Annotated in this window: 14 protein-coding genes; 8 read left to right on the top strand and 6 right to left on the bottom strand. The window is 63.5% G+C overall.

The window, feature by feature from the left end:
- The first annotated feature begins 62 nt into the window (after positions 1–62).
- Positions 63–899: a hypothetical protein gene (locus ACSYDV_RS00070; protein WP_438321696.1), complete on the top strand. Its 837-nt coding sequence runs from the start codon at positions 63–65 to the stop codon at positions 897–899.
- A 128-nt stretch (positions 900–1,027) separates the two neighbouring features.
- Here ACSYDV_RS00070 and ACSYDV_RS00065 read toward each other — a convergent pair whose 3' ends face one another.
- The 3 genes from ACSYDV_RS00065 to ACSYDV_RS00055 all read right to left on the bottom strand — a co-directional run bounded on the left by ACSYDV_RS00065 (position 1,028) and on the right by ACSYDV_RS00055 (position 5,519).
- A complete protein-coding gene (locus ACSYDV_RS00065) occupies positions 1,028–2,455 on the bottom strand; it encodes an FGGY family carbohydrate kinase (protein ID WP_438321695.1) in 1,428 nt (475 codons plus the stop codon).
- A 105-nt stretch (positions 2,456–2,560) separates the two neighbouring features.
- Positions 2,561–3,964: an FAD-binding oxidoreductase gene (locus ACSYDV_RS00060; protein ID WP_438321694.1), complete on the bottom strand. Its 1,404-nt coding sequence runs from the start codon at positions 3,962–3,964 to the stop codon at positions 2,561–2,563.
- 1 nt (position 3,965) lies between these two features.
- On the bottom strand, positions 3,966–5,519 hold the full coding sequence (locus ACSYDV_RS00055) for a glycerol-3-phosphate dehydrogenase/oxidase (protein WP_438321693.1): 1,554 nt from the start codon (positions 5,517–5,519) through the stop codon (positions 3,966–3,968).
- A 53-nt stretch (positions 5,520–5,572) separates the two neighbouring features.
- Here ACSYDV_RS00055 and ACSYDV_RS00050 point away from each other — a divergent pair, with 53 nt between their 5' ends.
- Positions 5,573–6,502 (top strand): LysR family transcriptional regulator, encoded by a 930-nt coding sequence (locus ACSYDV_RS00050; RefSeq protein WP_438321692.1) that lies wholly within the window; start codon positions 5,573–5,575, stop codon positions 6,500–6,502.
- Here ACSYDV_RS00050 and ACSYDV_RS00045 read toward each other — a convergent pair.
- Both ACSYDV_RS00045 and ACSYDV_RS00040 read right to left on the bottom strand, forming a co-directional pair.
- Positions 6,448–8,457: an alpha-glucosidase gene (locus tag ACSYDV_RS00045; RefSeq protein ID WP_438321691.1), complete on the bottom strand. Its 2,010-nt coding sequence runs from the start codon at positions 8,455–8,457 to the stop codon at positions 6,448–6,450. The two genes, ACSYDV_RS00050 and ACSYDV_RS00045, sit on opposite strands and share 55 nt — an antisense overlap.
- Positions 8,458–8,636: 179 nt before the next feature.
- Complete coding sequence (locus ACSYDV_RS00040) at positions 8,637–10,967, bottom strand: TonB-dependent receptor (RefSeq protein WP_438321690.1); 2,331 nt, start codon at positions 10,965–10,967, stop codon at positions 8,637–8,639.
- Between the two features lie 477 nt (positions 10,968–11,444).
- Here ACSYDV_RS00040 and ACSYDV_RS00035 point away from each other — a divergent pair, with 477 nt between their 5' ends.
- Positions 11,445–11,876 (top strand): hypothetical protein, encoded by a 432-nt coding sequence (locus ACSYDV_RS00035; protein WP_438321689.1) that lies wholly within the window; start codon positions 11,445–11,447, stop codon positions 11,874–11,876.
- Positions 11,877–11,905: 29 nt separating this feature from the next.
- Here ACSYDV_RS00035 and ACSYDV_RS00030 read toward each other — a convergent pair whose 3' ends face one another.
- Complete coding sequence (locus tag ACSYDV_RS00030; protein ID WP_438321687.1) at positions 11,906–12,820, bottom strand: LysR substrate-binding domain-containing protein; 915 nt, start codon at positions 12,818–12,820, stop codon at positions 11,906–11,908.
- A gap of 108 nt (positions 12,821–12,928) precedes the next feature.
- Here ACSYDV_RS00030 and ACSYDV_RS00025 point away from each other — a divergent pair, with 108 nt between their 5' ends.
- The 5 genes from ACSYDV_RS00025 to ACSYDV_RS00005 form a co-directional block, all read left to right on the top strand.
- Positions 12,929–13,693: a phytanoyl-CoA dioxygenase family protein gene (locus ACSYDV_RS00025; RefSeq protein WP_438321686.1), complete on the top strand. Its 765-nt coding sequence runs from the start codon at positions 12,929–12,931 to the stop codon at positions 13,691–13,693.
- A gap of 11 nt (positions 13,694–13,704) precedes the next feature.
- Positions 13,705–14,310, top strand: coding sequence for an NADPH-dependent FMN reductase (locus ACSYDV_RS00020; RefSeq protein ID WP_438321685.1), 606 nt, complete (start codon positions 13,705–13,707; stop codon positions 14,308–14,310).
- A 256-nt stretch (positions 14,311–14,566) separates the two neighbouring features.
- Positions 14,567–15,253 carry a helix-turn-helix domain-containing protein gene (locus ACSYDV_RS00015; protein ID WP_438321684.1) on the top strand — a complete coding sequence of 229 codons (687 nt, stop codon included), beginning with the start codon at positions 14,567–14,569 and terminating at the stop codon, positions 15,251–15,253.
- Between the two features lie 46 nt (positions 15,254–15,299).
- Positions 15,300–15,959: a class I SAM-dependent methyltransferase gene (locus tag ACSYDV_RS00010; protein WP_438321683.1), complete on the top strand. Its 660-nt coding sequence runs from the start codon at positions 15,300–15,302 to the stop codon at positions 15,957–15,959.
- A gap of 139 nt (positions 15,960–16,098) precedes the next feature.
- Positions 16,099–16,676: hypothetical protein (locus ACSYDV_RS00005; protein ID WP_438321682.1), on the top strand; the 578-nt coding region annotated here is incomplete at its 3' end.

The raw sequence follows: 16,676 nt of genomic DNA, 5'->3' as shown, positions 1-16,676 counted from the left end.
CGGGTTTGATTTGACTCCCCCACCCGACACGATATGACAGCGTTGTCTGAAAAGGGAAGTCAATGCCCGAATTGCTCGTTCTTCAATCGGTCTGGGGCCTCGACAAATGCCCCGGTTTCGACATCGAAAACCACCTCGACGATGCGCTTGAGCAGGTCGTCGCTGCGGGCTTCGACGGCGTCGGCGTCAACCTCGCGCGTACCGCGCGCACCGACGGCGTCGCGCGGGTGATGAACCCGCGCGGCCTCGTATGGGAGGGGCAGGTGCTCGTCCATGACGCCGCTCAGCTCACCCACTGGATCGGCGAAGCCCAGCGCCTCGGCGCGCATCATCTTAACGTCCAGATCGCCGGCCCGACTGCCGATTTCCGCGCCGCGCTGCGTCTGATCGACAGCCTCGTCGCAGCGGCCAAGGACGCGCCGCTGCCGGTCTGGTTCGAAACCCACCGCGGCCGCCTGACCAACGACCTGCTCTTCACGTTGCGCCTGATCGAGGAACGCCCCGGCCTGCCGCTCACCGCCGACCTGTCGCACTATCCGGTTGCGGGCGAGATGGAACTGCCGCTGCGTGACGACCAACTCGCCGCGATCGAGACGATCTTGCAGGGCAGCCATAATTTTCACGGCCGCGTTTCGACTACGCATCAGGTTCAAGTCGCGCTGGACGCGCCGCAGCATCGGGGCTGGCTCGACCAGCATACCGCCTGGTGGCGCCGCGGGTTCGAGCTCTGGCTGGAGCAGGCGCGCGCGGACGATGCGCTGACCTTCATGTGCGAACTCGGCCCGCCGCCCTATGCCATCACCGCGCCCGACGGCAGCGAACTGACGAACCGCTGGGACGAGGCGCAGCGCATGCGCGATATTGTGCGTGGGCTGTGGCGTGAGGTGAGCGGAGGTTGAAACACGAATCTCACACCAAAACCCGTTCGCCCTGAGCTTGTCGAAGGGCCGTTCTTCTCTTGCAGGCCTTAGGAAAGAAAAACGACGGTCCTTCGACACGCTCAGGACAAACGGAGTGTGGGCGGGCATCAAACCGCCACCGCATCTCGCCAGCGCGCAAACGCGGCATCAGCCTGATCCCGCGACACCTTCGGCACAAACTCCGCATCATAGCGCGCCAGCCGCTTCAAATCGCTTTCCCCGAATAGCCCCGCGCCCATGCCCGCCGCCAGCGCCGCGCCATAGGCGCTCGCCTCGCGCACCGAATGGCGCCGCACCGGCCGTTGCAGCGCGTCGGCCTGCAATTGCAGCAGCGTATCGCTCGCCGACAAACCGCCCGCCACGGGCAAAGCCTCGGGCACGGGCAGAGCCTCGGCGATCACATCGGCAATTTCGCGAAACCGGAAAGCGATCCCCTGCAACGTCGCGCGCGCCACCTGACCCGGCCCGTCGGCAAAGCTCAGCCCCGCAATCAGCCCGCGTGCCTCGAACTTGCCGTGCGGCGCGCCCATGCCCGCAAGCGAAGGCCGCACCATGACATGGCCCGCATCGGCCACCGAAGCCGCCGCAGTCTCCATCGCGGCCGACGAAGTGAACAGCCCCAGTCCGCCGCACAGCCATTCGATCATCGACCCGGTCGTGATCACCATGCCCTCGACGCAGAAGCGCGCCTTGCCGCCCGCAAAGGCCAGCGCCTCGGCGGGCATGCTGCCATGGATCGTCTCGGGCACCGCGCCGGTCCCCGCCATCAGCACGCCCGACGTGCCATAGGTCGCTTTCCAGTCGCCACGCTCCAGCGCGCCATGCGCGACCATCGCCGCTTCCTGATCGGCGATCAGCGCGGTAATCGGCACCCGCGCGCCCAGCACCGCCGGATCGCTCTCCGCAATTGTGCCCCAGCTATCGACCTGCGCCGGAAACAGCGTCGCGGGCAGGCGCTGGTGCCCCAGCAAGGCTGCATCCCATCCGCTGCCTGCCGCATAATCATGATAGCCGGTGAACCACGCCGCCGACGCATCGGTAACATGCGCGCCGCTCAGCTTGTAGGTCAGCCAGCTGTCAAGCGTTCCCCATTGCAGGTCGGCGGGATCGCGTCCCGACAGCGCAATCGCGGCGGGCAGTTTCGCCGACGGCACCTGCGGCCAGCCGGTAAACCCCGCCGCACGCAGCGCCTTATATTCCTCCAGCCCGCGCAAATCGCTCCACACGATCATCGGCGCGACGGGTTCGCCCGTCCTGCGATCCCACAGCACAATGCTCGCACGCTGCGTTGTCACCCCGATCGCCGCGACATCGGTGATGCTTCGCCCCGCCGCGGCGAGCGCGCCGTCGATCACCGCGCGGCAGAGGCTCCAGACCTCGGCGGCATCTTGCTCGACCAGTCCCGGGCCGGGAAAGCGGCTCGCGATCGGCCTTTTGTCGACGCCCAGCACCGCGCCCGCCGGATCGACCAGCATCGCGCGGGCGCTCGTCGTGCCCGCATCGAGGGCGAGGACAAGGTGGCCGTGGGTGCTCACTTGCCCCCCTCCCAATCGTCATTGCGAGCGAAGCGAAACAATCCAGAGCGGTTTACGCCTGCTCTGGATTGCCGCGCGGCTTTGCTGCTCGCAATGTCGGCGTTTTCAAACATCGGGTATCAAATTCCCCGGGTTCATGATCCCGTCCGGATCGAGAGCCTGTTTCACCCGCCGCAGCAACGCCACGCCGCTCTCACCCAGATCATGGTGCAGATACGGCTTGCGCAGCCGCCCCGCGCCATGGTGATGCGCAACCCCGCCGCCATGCTTCGCGGTCGCCTCCATGATCGCGCGCCAGCCGGCGAAATAGGCGGGCTCCATCTTCGCACTGTCCTCAAACGTCGCGGCGAAGCTGAAATAGAGGTTGATGCCCGAGCGATAGACGTGGCTGCTGTGCGCCGACGCGTTGATCACGCCCGGAATCTCGTTCAGCGCCGCGATGCTGTCGTCATAGATTGCGCCGATCTCGCTCCAGCGCCCCGAAATCTCGACCGTGTCGGCGACATAGCCGCGCTCGAACATGTCGCGCCAGCTCGGCACATGGTTACGCTTTTCGATCCACTGTTTCGCTGCCTTCGGATCGCCCGCTTCGAGGCCCGCAGCGCCGCAAATCTCGTGCATCGCGGCCAGTTCGGCGTCGACACGGGCTTTCGGCCCTTCATGCACCATCAGCAGCATCGCTTTGCCGTCACGCTCATAGTCGCGGAACAGCCGCCGCACTTCGCGCCCGTCATATTGGCGCATCACCGGCGGACGCCAGTCGGCGCGCATGATCTGCCGCTGCGCTTCGAACCCCGCGCGCATGTCGTTCGCATAGAAGATGCTGTAATCGCGGTGCGGCGCCTTCGCGCGCAGCGAGAAGGTCACGCCGGTGATGACGCCCATCGTCCCTTCGGCGCCCATCAGCAGGTGGCGCAGATCGGGTCCGGCGGCGGCGCGCACGGCCTTGCCCAGCGTCACCAGCTCGCCGTTCGGCAGCACCGCCTCGATCGAATGGATGATATCCTCGATATTGCCGTAAGCGGTCGAGAATTGCCCCGATGCGCGCGTCGCGACCCAGCCGCCGACGCTGCTGATCGCGATCGACTGCGGCCAATGCCCGATCGTCAGTCCGTGCGCCGCGACCGCCTCCTCGGCCTCCATGCCGTTCAGCCCCGCATCGAAGCTCGCGAGGAGATCGTCATTGTCGATATAGCGGACGCGGTTCATCGAACTCATATCGAGCAGGATCGCATCGGGCGTCGGCTCGATCCCGCCGCACACCCCGCTGCCAAGGCCATAGGGGATCAGCGGCACGCGCTTCTCGGCGGCGAGCTTCACAACCCTCTGGACATCTTCGACCGACTGCGGTCGCACGACGCATGCCGGCGCGGGCACCGCTTCGCCGCGCCAATCGCGCAGATGTTTGACCGCCCACTGGTCGTAGCGGCGCGCATTTACCGCCTCCGCATCGCTCGCCACGCGATCGGCGCCGATAAGGCTGGCAAGGGCTTCGGCAATCGAACTCATTTCACTCTCCCAAAAGCCTGCGGCTTTCCTCATTGATCTGAAGGCAATGCGCGATCTGGTTCGCCTTCATGGCGTCGTCCCAGCCGAGCAGCGCGCCCATCGCGCCAGCGGCAGGGGCCAGCGCGGCAAGGCCTGCACCATCGTCGAACCAGGCACGTGCGCTTCGCCGCACCCAATAATCCTCCAGCGTCGACGCGCCCTCATGCGTCACCGCGCGCGCGGCTTCCGCAGCAACGTCGCCGCCCGCGATAGCAATCTCGTTCGCCTCGTCACCATAGAGCCCCGTCAGCCGCTCGGCAGCCAGCGGATCAAGCCCGGCGAGCCGCACCTCGCGCGATCCTCCGGGCAGCGGAACCTCGGCCGTCGAGCAGGGCGCTGCCATGACGTTCAGCCGCTCAACCACCAGATCGACGACGCGTTCGGCCATCGCGCGATAGGCGCTGAGCTTGCCTCCCGCGATCGACACCAGCCCGCCGGGCGAGATCCAGATCTCGTCCTTGCGCGACACCTCGTTCGCCTTCTTGCCTGGCTGGGCGATCAGCGGGCGCACCCCCGACCACAAAGACACGATCTCGGCGTCGCGGATCGGATCGATGGCCAGCGCCGCCTCGGTCGCGCGCAGCAGATAGTCGATGTCGCCCCGCGTCGGTGCGGGCCAGTAATCGGCGCCGTCGTGGAACACGTCGGTCGTGCCGATGTACGTGAACACCCCGCGCGGCACCGCGAAAATGCTGCGCTTGTCGGGCGCGCGGATGATGATCGTGGAATGGATCGGCAGCCGCTCGCGCGGCAGCACCAGATGGATACCGCGGCTCAGCGACATGCGCGCGTCGCCTTCGTCCGCTTCCAGCCCGCGCACCTGATCGACCCACGCGCCCGCGGCGTTCACCACCAGCTTCGCCTTGATCCGCGCGCCCAGACCATCGTCCAGCGTCGACGTCGCGACCAGCCCGCCCTCCGTCAGTTCCGACGCCGCCGCATGGTTGACCACCACCGCGCCCGCGCCCTGCGCGCTACGGATATTCGCGAGCACCAACCGCGCATCGTCGGTCAGAAACTCGGGGTATAGCACCGCCCCATTGAGCTTGTCGGTGCGCATCAACGGCTCGCGCACCTGCAACTCCACCAGCCCGATGACCTCATGCTTCTCGGCTTCGGGCACCCCGCCCAGCTTCTCGAAGGTCCACAGCCCCGTCCGCAATTTCGCGGTCATCGCCATGTTCGTGGTCGGGATCAGAAAGGGCGTCAGCCGCGTCAGATGCGGCGCGATCCGCCGCAGTATCTGCCGCTCCGACGCCGCTTCCTTGACCAGCGCGATATCGCCTTGCGCCAGGTAACGCAGCCCGCCGTGGATCATCTTCGAGCTTCGGCTGCTCGTCCCGCTGGCATAGTCGCGCGCTTCGACCAGCGCGACCGACAGCCCGCGCATCGCCGCATCGCGCGCGATTCCCGCGCCGGTGATCCCGCCGCCGATCACCGCCAGATCGAACGTCCGCGATTCCAGTTCGGCGAAGACCTGTGTACGCCGCCGCGCGTCGAGTTGGGTGCTGCTCATGGCTTCACGCTATGCGCATCACGGCGGCATTGGTATTGCAAAACAGGAATGATATGCTGCGCAGCATGAACCTCCGCCGCCTCCGCCATTTTGACACGCTCTACCGCCTGGCCAGCTATGCCCGTGCCGCCGACGAGCTTGGCCTTACGCAATCGGCGCTGACGCGCTCGATCCAGAAGCTCGAAGAGGAAATGGGGGCGCTGCTGTTCGACCGCACCACCCATTATGTTCACCCGACCCCGGACGCCGACCGCCTGATCCGTTCCGCCCGCGACGTCATCGCTGCGGCGGCGAACCTCGAACAGGAAGCGCGTGGCCTCGGCCATCCCAGCAGCGGCACGGTCGCGGTCGGCAGCGGGCCTTATCCGCTGCAGCCGCTCATCACCGACGCGGTGGCGCGCTTCGCGGTCGATCATCCCGGGGTGCGGGTGACGGTGACCGGCGGGCCATCGGACCAATTGCTCGAAACGCTGATCGACCGGCGGCTCGATCTGGTCGTGTGCAACCGGGCGAAGTTCGCGGCGTCGGGCCATGCCGACGAGGTGCTCAGCATCCCGTTGCCGCCCGAACCGCTCATGCTCGTCTGCGCGGCCGACCACCCGCTCGCGAAGGGGCAGGGCGACAGCGCCGATTTCCCCTGGGCGCTGCCGCGTCCGGCACCGGGCAGCAATTTTCCGCGCGCGCTCCGCGCCCGCTTCGCCGCCGGGCAGTTCCCTGACTATGAACTGGATTCCACCGCCGCCTGCCTCGACATGGCGGCGAGCGGACGCGCGATCACCGTCGTGCCGCAACGGCTCGCGCTTCGCAGCGGCCTCGCGATGATCGCGCTCCCGCCGTCCGAAGTCACCCGCGACGCCATCCATCTCCTGCGCAACCGCAGCCGCAGCGCGCTCGTCGCCGCGTTCGTCGATGTTCTGAAAGCGGTGGGTCAGGCCGACGCGATCCCCGCGAACAGCGCGCTATCACCCGAACCCGCGCGATAGAAAACCGGCGGCTCACCAAAGGGCGCCGCGACCGTCACATGCTGCCCGCCGTCATGGCGCACCCCCGACCAGACATGGACCCAATCGGCCCCCTCCGGCAGATAGGTCGTCCATTCGCTTTTCCCCGCCGCAATCACCGGCGCGACGAGCAGATCGGGACCGAGCAGATAGGAGGTCTGGATCGCATAGGTCTCCGCATCCTCCTCGAAATGCAGGAACAATGGCCGCTGCACCGGCAATCCGGTCTGCGAAGCCTCCAGCGACAGCCGCCGCAGATAGGGCGCGAGATGCGCATAAATTCGCGTCATCTTCGCAAAATGCGCGAGCAATTCGGGATCGTCGTCATATTGCACATTCTGCCGCGGCCGGTTGCCCTCATGCGTGCGGATCATCGAGGTGAACGCTGACATCTCGGCCCAGCGCATCGCCAGTTCGGCGTCGCGTATGGTGTCGAACAGGCTGGTATAGCCGCCGCAATCGCTGTGATGATGCGCATTGCCCAGCATCCCCGCCGACAGCGCGGCGCAGATCACCGTGCCGATCCCGTCGTGGCGCGAAAAATCGACCGACTGGTCGCCCGCCCACAGCATCGGGCAATCGCCTTGCACCCCGGCTGCGCCCGATCGCATGAACACCATCATCTCGCCCGTCTGGCCGCGTCCCGCGATCCCCTGCGCGTTGACCCCGCCCCACAGCGCGGGCCAGCGATTGTGCGCGGTCATCCCGCTCTCGCCATTCGCCAGCCGAACATCGACCGGCAGATATTCGCCGAAGTCGGCCATCCAGCCCGACAGCCCGAAATCGATCATCTTCTCGCCGATGATCGTATCGGCGAACCACGCCGCCGCCGCCGGATTGGTGAAGTCGACATGTCCGCAATCGAACTCGCCAAAGTCGATGATATAGGGCTCGTCCTTGTCCGGACGCATCACCATAAATCCCTGCGCCGCCGCCTCCGCATAGAGCGGACCATCGACTGCCAGATAAGGGTTCACATAACCAAGGAAGCGAATCCCGCGTTCGCGCAATTCTGCGATCCGCGCCGGCAATTCGGGATAGCGCTCGGCATTCCACTGCCAGTCCCAGAACAGCCGGTTGCCGAAGCTCGTTATGCGCAGCCCAACCCAATCTTCGCACCACAGCCCTGACACCGCGACGCCGGCATCCTCATAGGCCTTGAGCCGCGCAAAGCTGTTGTCGCCATCCTTCAGGCCGATGACCGCACCTTTCAGGAGCCATTCGGGCAGCGGCGGCTGGCGCCCGAAGCGCGCCGACAGTGCCGAGACCAGCTGGGTAAAATGCGGCCGCGCCCACAGTTCGATTCTCGCGGGAATCTCCCATACCTCGACCTCGTGATAATCCGCCGCACGGAAATCGAACGCGGAATAGGCAAAGCTGTCGACATGCAGCGCATAGCGTCGCGAACTCACGAACGTCGGCTGCGGATAATTGGTGTGCGTCGGGCTGCCGCCGCCGCCCTTGCGGTGCGCCTCGACCTGCCGGAACAGCTCCGACGAGGCATCGCGCCCGACGCCGGGCTCGCTCGACCATAAAGGGACATGCCGTCCGCGCAGGTCGAAATAGGAGAATTGCTCGCCGCCGCCCCACACATGCTCGCCCGCGTCAGCGGGCACGCGCAGCCATAGCCGGTTGAGCGCCGGGTCGAGCGTCTTCAGCGCGATCGCCGCATCGTCGCCATCGCCCGCAACGCGCGCTTCGAGCAGCCAGGGCGAACCCGCCGCCGCGGCGAAACGCATGACAGGCCCGTCGACCTCGACATGCTCCAGCGCAATCCGCTCGATCACATCTTGCGAAACATCGAAATGGCCCAGCTTCGAATGGACATGCGCTTCGCCACGCCCGACAAAGAAACAGGGCGCTCCGCTCTGATGCGAAAGGATCACCTGTCCGCCAAGACGGAGTGCAAAGCCGGTGTCGCGCGCATCAAGCGCCATGGGGGAGGATCCTTTTCATATCGTCATCGTCATGCCGGGCTTGACCCGGCACCCGCCTTTTTTTCGGGAAGGCAGGCCCCGGATCAAGTCCGGGGTGACGATTGAAACATCGCGCCCTTGATTGGCCAAGGAGATTCCCCGTCGCATCGTGGACGGGACGCGGCGGGGCAGGGGGTTCGTCAGAAATTCATCCGTGCGGTGACCCCGAAATAACGCTCGGCGTCGCGCGGCGTGATCTGGCGCATGAAGCTGGTCCCGTTCGGGATGCGCTGGATCACGAATTGCTTGTCGGTCAGGTTCTTGGCGATGAACGACAGGCTGTATTTGTCGTCGTCGGTACTCACCTTGATCCCGGCATCCCAGATTGCATAGGCGCTCTGGAAGGCGTTGGGGTTCTGGTTGATGTCGAACTGGGTGCGGCTCTGGTAAACCAGCGAGCTGTTCAGATCGACGTTGAACCCGTCGATGTTCAGCGGCAGGCGCCAGTCCACCGTTACCGTGCCCTTATATTTCGGGGCAAAGGGCAGCGGCTTGCCGTTGATCGCATCGGCACAGGTCACCGCCGCGCCCGACGGACAGATGAACTGGTTGATATGCGCGTCGGTGTAGTTGAAGCCGCCCGACAGCGAGAAATCGTCGGTGATTGCGGCGTTGAAATCCATTTCGATGCCGCGCGTGGACACCGTGCCCGCATTGGTCAGACGCGTGACGACCTGCCCGGCGACGAGGTCGAGGAAGTTCGCCTGATAATTGTCATATTTCGCATAAAAGCCTGCGATGTTCAGCGTCAGGCGGCGATCGAACAGCCGGGTCTTGAGGCCCACTTCATAGGCATCCGACTTTTCAGGATCGATGCGGCCCGTGTCGCGCGCCAGCATGTTGAAGAACACGTTGAGCGCCGGACCCTTATAGCCGCGGGTGTAGGTCGTATAGGCGACGACATCGTCGGTCAGGTCATATTGCAGGCCGGCATTGCCCGACCAGCCAGTGTCCTTGATCGAGCCGGCCGAGGCGAAGGCCGGGTTCACGCCGGAGAAGGCGGCGAGCGATGTCGATCGGCGCGCAAAGTCATAGCTGACCTTGTCATTGGTATGGCGCAGGCCGACGATACCGCGGAACGCATCGGTAAAGTTCAGCGTCGCTTGGCCGAACGCCGAATAGCTGGTGAGCTTGGTCGTGAAATCGGCGTTGCCCTCGTTGGTCACATAGGTCGACGATCCGGCGGTGCAGGGGGTCAATCCGCCGACGGTCGGCAGCGTCGACGCGGTGCAGCTCGTGACCGTCCGGTTGAAGAAATCGACTTCCTTCGTGTGATAATAATAAAGCCCCGCAACATATTCGAAAAATTGCGGATTGGCCGACGCGATGCGCAGTTCCTGCGTGAACTGGTCGAACTTCAAATCGCCGCGATCGTGCGAACGGACATCGCCCGCCGCAGTGCCGGTGTTGACGTAACGCGGTGCATCCGACCGGAAATCGCCGTCGCGCTGCTGGAAATTATACCAGTGACGATATGCGGTGATCGAGGTCAGCGTGACCCCGCCAAGGTCGAGGTCGATCTGCCCCGACACGCCGCTGTTCTTGTCCTTGGTGTAGGGGTCGAGGTCGTTGTCGATATCCTTGTTCTTGCCGTCGAGCGTCAGCGGCGCGAGGCTGGGGATGAACACCGCATTGTTGAACGCCGACGGGAAAACGGTGCCGATGCTGTCGGCAAAGCCATTGTCGCTGTTCTTCGAATAATCGGCGATCAGCGTGATCTTGAGGTTGTCGGTCGGCTCGGCGATCAGCTTGCCGCGTACGCCCCAATGTTCGTACCCGTTGACCTTGTGGTTGTTGAAGACGTTGCGGGCGTTGCCGTCATATTGCGACCAGAAACCGGTCAGCGACGCGCGGATGCCATCGCCGATCGGGCCGCCGATGCTGCCGCGGAGGCGCATTTCATTGCCCTCATACCAGGCCGCATCGACATAACCGCCCAGCTCATTACCCGGCTCGCGCGACACGATATTGATCACGCCGGCGCTGGCATTCTTGCCGAACAGGCTGCCCTGTGGGCCGCGCAGCACTTCGATGCGCTCGACGTCGAGGAAGTCCGACGTCTGCTGGCCGGTGCGTGCATAGACGACGCCGTCGATAACCGTCGATACCGACGGTTCGACGCCCGACGAGAAGCTGATCGTGCCGACGCCGCGGATCGACAGCGCCGAATCCTTGTTGGTGTTGCCCTTGCGAAAGGTCAGCGTGGGGACGCGCTGGAAAAGCTGTTCGGCCGAATTGACGTTCGAACGCTCGAGCTGCGCGCCCGACACGACCGAGATTGCGACCGGCACATCCTGCAGATTCTGTTCGCGCTTCTGCGCGGTGACGATGATGTCGGTGGAGGCGAAAGGCGCATTGGTTTCGGCCGGGGCTTGTGCTGCGGCGTCTTGTGCGGCGGCGGGGGCGGCGAACAGCGCCATGCCCAATGCCGTTGTAAGTGTCAGATACGCTTTGGCTTTCGACGAAACCATCTTCAGATCCTCCCTTGATGCACTGCTAAATCGGTATCTCAATCAATTTTATTGATAATGTAGAGCCGACCCATGCGCGCAATTATTTTTGTGGTCCAATAGAGAAAGGTCGTGATGCCATATCCGAATGCTATGGCTTACAGGACAGCGCGAGAAGCTGGCGAAATGCTCTGGCATGCGCGTCGGCCTCGTCATCAGCAACCCTTCCCCCTGTCGTGACGGATCATTCGCCCGCTTCGACATCAGGCCGCGAACGGATGTCGTCCACAGCCACGAATCGGCCAATCGGCGCCATTGCCCATCAGCCAAACTAGGGATGCGCGCCAAAATCATTGCAGTCTAATCGAGAAATGTCGGTCTGTTATGTCCAAATGCTATGACTTGGGCGAGTGGCTGCTAACGACCGGTTGCAGTCATAAACGAACGGCGCATTATGCTGGCATGATCGACCGACAAAAAAGAGAGCGAGCGGCTTCCATGATCGTGCGCTTCGCACGTGGCGAAATAGACAGCGACGACTTGGAATCTGAATGGCCGACCAGCGCCGAAGATCGCGCAATCGAAGCCATCGGATCGATGCTGTGGCTGCACTACGACGATCATAAGCCTCGACGCATGGTCGGCAAGGATGCTGCCACATGCGAAGAAATATCGCTTTTTAGCCGATACGAAGCGTATTTGAGGACCGACCTGTCCTACGAGTGGCCGGAGGACAATTTCATTCGTATCGAAGGCCTAGGAGCGCTAGTGCCGCTTTCTTTGGGTTTGTTAAGCCCGATCGATCGCCTGATCAAATCACGAAACGCCAAGGTCGACGCGGCGATGGATGCTCATGGCGATCTCAGCGTGTGGCCCTTTACCAGCAAAGCTGAATGGGACGGCAAGCCCCTAACACCCTATGTCCGCTGACCGCCCAAAACGGACAACAGCGACACCGCCTATTTCGACGAAACCACCTGCTGCACATGCGCCAGACATGCCGCCGTCTCGCGCTGCACATCGGCGTTCAGCCACGCGACAATCTCGGGCGTCGGCCCGATGTCGGGCTCGAGCAGCGCGAAATCCAGATACACCGGCGGCGAGATTGGCCGTACCGCGACGCCCAGCCGGTGAAAGCGCGGTGCGCTGAACGGCTCGGCGATCGTGACGCCCAGCCCAGCTTCGACAAAGGCATATAATATCTGCGAATGCTGCGTCTCCAGCCGCCGCGATACGCTGATGCCCGATTCTTCCAGCGCGGTGTCGATCCCGGTCCACAGTGCGTCGGCTTCGTGCATCGGGCCGACGAATTCCTCGCCTGCCAGATCGGATATCTTCAGCCGATCGCGCGCCGCGAGCGGGTGGTTGGCGGGCAGTATGCACACATATTCGGCGCGCGCGAGCGGCGTCGCCCTGATGCCTTCGCGCCCCTGCATATCGACCCCGATGCCCAGATCGGCCTGGCCCAGGAACACGCGTTCCTCGATCGCGCGCTGGCCCAGCGATTCCACGATGATCTTGATGTCGGGATACAGGATGCGAAAGCGGGCGATCACCGCGGGCAAGATGGCCATTGCGATGGCGGCAAGCGCCGCGATCCGCACCGTCCCCACCGGATGCGCGCGAATACGCCGCGCGGCCTGATCGAGCAGGTCGAGCCCGGCATAGCTGCGTCGCACCGCTTCATACAGCGCCTGCGCCTGCGCGGTTGGATGCACTCGCGCGCCGCGCCGGTCGAACAGCCGGAATCCGACCGCACGCTCCATGTCGGCGATCAGCCGACTCACCGACGGCTGGCTGATGTTGAGCATCGTCGCGGCGGCGGTGATGCCCCCGCTCATCATCACGGCGCGAAACGCCTCAACCTGTCTCATTCGCATAGGCCATAGTATAGACGTATGATCGATGGATGCAATTCGATTGGATGCGATGACCGTCCTCTGCGATATGCGTGAAGATCGAAAAGATACGGGAGAGTGAAGATGGATTATGCGGCTCAGCGCGAACAATTCGCCACCGAAGGCTATGCGGTCTTCGAACGCATCCTCGAAGGCCCGCTGCTCGATCTGCTGCGCGACGAATGCGGCCGCGTCATCGACCGCGAGGATGCTCGCCTCGACAGCCTCGGCGTCGAAGTCGATGGCATCAGCCACAAGGGCAAGCGTTATTTTGCGGGCGAATGCCAGCGCCGCCAGCCCGATCTGCGCAATATGTTGTTCAGCGAGACAATGGCCGACATCTGCCGTGCGACGCTCGGCGACGATGCCTATTTCTTCTATGATCAATATGTCGTGAAGGGCGCCAGCGAAGGCATGCCGTTCAGCTGGCATCAGGATTCAGGCTATGTCGTCGGCAACGGCGGCCCCGTCGATCACAAGCCCTATCTCACCTGCTGGTGCACGCTCGACGATACGACGATCGCCAATGGCACCGTGCGTATCATGCCCTTCTCGCAGGCCCCCGAAACGCGGAAGGGCATCGTCCCGCACAGTCGCCAGCCTGGCAGCAACGACCTCGTCGGCTACACCGGCGACAGCGAAGGCGTGACGCTCGAAGTACCCGCGGGCAGCGTCGTCGCTTTCTCCAGCCTCGCGCTCCACGCCACCGGATCGAATTCGACTCCGAACATGCGCCGCGTCTATCTGGCGCAATATTCGCCAGAGCCGATCCTCAATCCCGGCACCAACCACCTGCGCCGCAATGCCATCGCCTTCTTGCGCGGCGGCAGCCAGGTGACCTTTAATTGAGGGGTAAAGCCATGATCGAGCGTCCAGTTTTCGCGCATCGGCCGCGCATCGTCGCGCTTGGCGGCAACGCAACCGCCGGCGGATCGGCCGAGCGGCTCCTTCGCCACGCGCTCGATCGTTGCGAAGCTGAAGGCGCGGAGACATTGCTGTTTGCGGGCAATGCGATCAATCTGCCGCTGTATGCGCCACACCATGGCGATCGATGCGATAAGGCCGAGGCCTTGACTGAAGCGCTACGCAAGGCCGACGGTATCATCGTCGCGTCGCCCGCCTACCACGGCACCGTGTCGGGTGTAGTCAAAAATGCACTCGACTATGCGCAGGATCTCGCGTCGGATGTGCAGCCCTATTTTGACGGCCGGGCCGTCGGCCTCATCGCAGTCGCGGGCGGCTGGCAGGCGGCTGGCAGTACACTTGCGACGTTACGATCGGTCACCCACGCTTTGCGAGGTTGGCCCACGCCAATGGCAGTGATGGCAAATTCCAGTCAGCAGTTGTTTGATTCGCATGGCACGTTGACCGATTGCGGCATCAATCAGCAACTTGACATTATGACGCGGCAACTCGTCATTTTTACGCAGATGAAAGCCTCTCTAGCTGTCGTTATGACAGCTTGAGGTCCCGCATTTAGGTTATCTCCGGCCATGCGCATCGCTTTTGACAAGCTCACACCCTCCACTATGTCGGCGGCTAACCGCGACGGCGACGGATCGAGCTAGGGGCGCCCGGCTACGTTGAATATGATCGCGTCGAAGCGATCCATCGTCACCGATCCAAAGGCGGCTTCGATGGCATCGATCTCAAAAGCTGCCAGTCCGCTGTCGGCCACTGACCGGCCGTGACGATCAGGATTGTACCGTCTAATAGACCGGCATGACAAATCGATCCTGGCGCGGCAAATTACGGATTGAAGGCGAGACTGCCTGGTGGTCGGGCTGCGTTGGCGACACCGCCTCGCATCGGCATTTCGCGGCACAGGCTGTGCTTTCCGATGTGCCGATCCGCTTGCTCGACGGTGATGGCGAAGAAGTATCGGCAACTTGCCTTCTCATTGAACCCAATGCCTTGCATCGGCTTCTGCCGGCTCATGCCGCCGACATCTGCTACGTCGAACCCACCGGCTCCTTTAGTCTACCGGCCCCCCTGCGCGAGCGTATAGAACGAGACAGAGCATATATTATATCTGATGCGAAAACCCGATCCTTCTGGAAGGAGGCGATCGGCCGGTCCGCGGGCCGGCGGATCGATACGCGCGTGTCGCATGCCATTTCGGCCATTGAACGGCTGCTTCCTGATGGCACCGTCCGCCTCGCGGACGTCTGTGCAGGTACCCAGCTCTCAATCGGCCGGTTTCGGCACCTCTTTTCCTCGGAAGTCGGAATGCCTTTCCAGCGATATATATTGTGGTGCCGGTTGCGGGCTGCATTCGATGCACTCATCGCGGGATACAACATCACCCGGTCGGCCCATGCTGCAGGTTTCGCCGATGCCGCCCATTTTGCGCGAACGATCAAGGCGATGTTCGGGATCCGGGCTGGCGATCTGAATCTGAAGGCTTAGCCCCTGCGTTCAAGCGCCGAGCTACCTGTTTGGCTAAGTAACGGGTATGACCGATGTGAGCCGAGATTTCGTCCCCGCCTTGGGAAAGGCCGGAAATACAGACCGCTATGACGCCGTCGTCGCGTTGATGACGCGGGAGAAGCGATGGAGGAGTGAACTCGTGCGGCTCGTCGCGCCGCATGCGGGTGAAACGATCGTCGACATCGGCTGCGGGACTGGCACGCTCGCCATCGCACTCAAGGCGGTGGCGCCGGACGCTATCGTTCTGGGTGTCGATCCCGATCCCGCGGTGCTGGCAATCGCCAAAGCCAAGGCTCGCGATGCGGACAAGACGGTGCAATGGTTCGAAGCCATGGGTGACGCTCTCGATACCTTCGAGCCGTTGCGCGGCTGCGACAAGATCGTCTCAAGCCTCGTTCTCCATCAATGTCCGATGGAGGTGAAGGAAGCGATCGTCCGCCAGATGTGGCGGCTTCTGAAACCCCGGGGCGAATTGTTCATCGCCGACTATGGCGAGCAGCGCACGCTGTTGATGCGCACCCTTTTTCGGCAGGTCCAGATGATCGACGGCTTCGACCTCACGGAACCGAATGCGCGCGGTTGCGTCCCCGGGATCCTCGTCGCCGCGGGATTTCGCGACGTCGAGGAAGTTCGGGTAATCCAGACACCGACGGGTTCGATCTCGCTTTACCGGGGGCGGCGCTAATTTTGATTTCTACGATCAAATGCGCGCAATGTCTCGTTACATCCTTTTCTTTCTAAAAGCGGGGTGGCCGCTGTGACAATCGCGTCTCGCAGCCTGCCACTATTGCGATTTGCTCGCAATAGTGGCAGGCTGCGCCACTATGCAGACCCATTGGAACATCCCGGAGGCCGTTCATCCTGGTGCCGGCGAATATGCGCCGGGCTTTTGGTCTAGCAATCCGTCTGCAGGGATATTTCTGGCGGGGGGCGCAAGGCATTTTCAGCAGATGCATCAGGCGCAAGAGCGACTCGGCCCGGGATTGAAGCTGGCGTTGCTGCTCGAAGGGCAATTCGAACTGGGCATCGGCGGCGATCGGTTCGAGCAGGTACCGGGCGCCAGCAGCAGTCTGTTCGTCAGCCGGGACGATTGGGTGCTTGATCACCGGTTCGATGCCGGCACCCGGTTGCGATATGTCACGCTCCATCTGGAGGCCGGCCTCGTCGAGGACCTGCTGGAGCAGGACCTGCAGCGTCTTGGCGAAGGCGTCGCGCAAAAGCGGCGCCCGACACCCGCCGTCATGACCAGCATTGCCAATCAAATCCTGCACCAGCCTTTTTCCGGGGTGGCGGGCAGGCTGCAGGAATCGGCGAAAAGTTTCGAACTCGCGGCGCTGGCACTCGACATGCTGGGGATCGGGCCGGAGCGGGGCCTCTCTGGCATCGCCAGCACCCCTGAGGT

It is taken from the genome of Sphingopyxis selenitireducens (assembly GCF_051550705.1).
Taxonomy (GTDB): Bacteria; Pseudomonadota; Alphaproteobacteria; order Sphingomonadales; family Sphingomonadaceae; genus Sphingopyxis.
This window is presented reverse-complemented; position numbering and strand designations above follow the sequence as displayed.

Bases quoted from the DNA above. Each gene is read 5' to 3' on its own strand.
- ACSYDV_RS00050 (WP_438321692.1), top strand. From the start codon at position 5,573: ATGCTGCGCAGCATGAACCTCCGCCGCCTCCGCCATTTTGACACGCTC.
- ACSYDV_RS00060 (WP_438321694.1), bottom strand. From the start codon at position 3,964: ATGAGTTCGATTGCCGAAGCCCTTGCCAGCCTTATCGGCGCCGATCGC.
- ACSYDV_RS00045 (WP_438321691.1), bottom strand. From the start codon at position 8,457: ATGGCGCTTGATGCGCGCGACACCGGCTTTGCACTCCGTCTTGGCGGA.
- ACSYDV_RS00020 (WP_438321685.1), top strand. From the start codon at position 13,705: ATGATCGAGCGTCCAGTTTTCGCGCATCGGCCGCGCATCGTCGCGCTT.
- ACSYDV_RS00035 (WP_438321689.1), top strand. From the start codon at position 11,445: ATGATCGTGCGCTTCGCACGTGGCGAAATAGACAGCGACGACTTGGAA.
- ACSYDV_RS00010 (WP_438321683.1), top strand. From the start codon at position 15,300: ATGACCGATGTGAGCCGAGATTTCGTCCCCGCCTTGGGAAAGGCCGGA.
- ACSYDV_RS00015 (WP_438321684.1), top strand. From the start codon at position 14,567: ATGACAAATCGATCCTGGCGCGGCAAATTACGGATTGAAGGCGAGACT.
- ACSYDV_RS00070 (WP_438321696.1), top strand. From the start codon at position 63: ATGCCCGAATTGCTCGTTCTTCAATCGGTCTGGGGCCTCGACAAATGC.
- ACSYDV_RS00025 (WP_438321686.1), top strand. From the start codon at position 12,929: ATGGATTATGCGGCTCAGCGCGAACAATTCGCCACCGAAGGCTATGCG.
- ACSYDV_RS00030 (WP_438321687.1), bottom strand. From the start codon at position 12,820: ATGAGACAGGTTGAGGCGTTTCGCGCCGTGATGATGAGCGGGGGCATC.
- ACSYDV_RS00055 (WP_438321693.1), bottom strand. From the start codon at position 5,519: ATGAGCAGCACCCAACTCGACGCGCGGCGGCGTACACAGGTCTTCGCC.
- ACSYDV_RS00040 (WP_438321690.1), bottom strand. From the start codon at position 10,967: ATGGTTTCGTCGAAAGCCAAAGCGTATCTGACACTTACAACGGCATTG.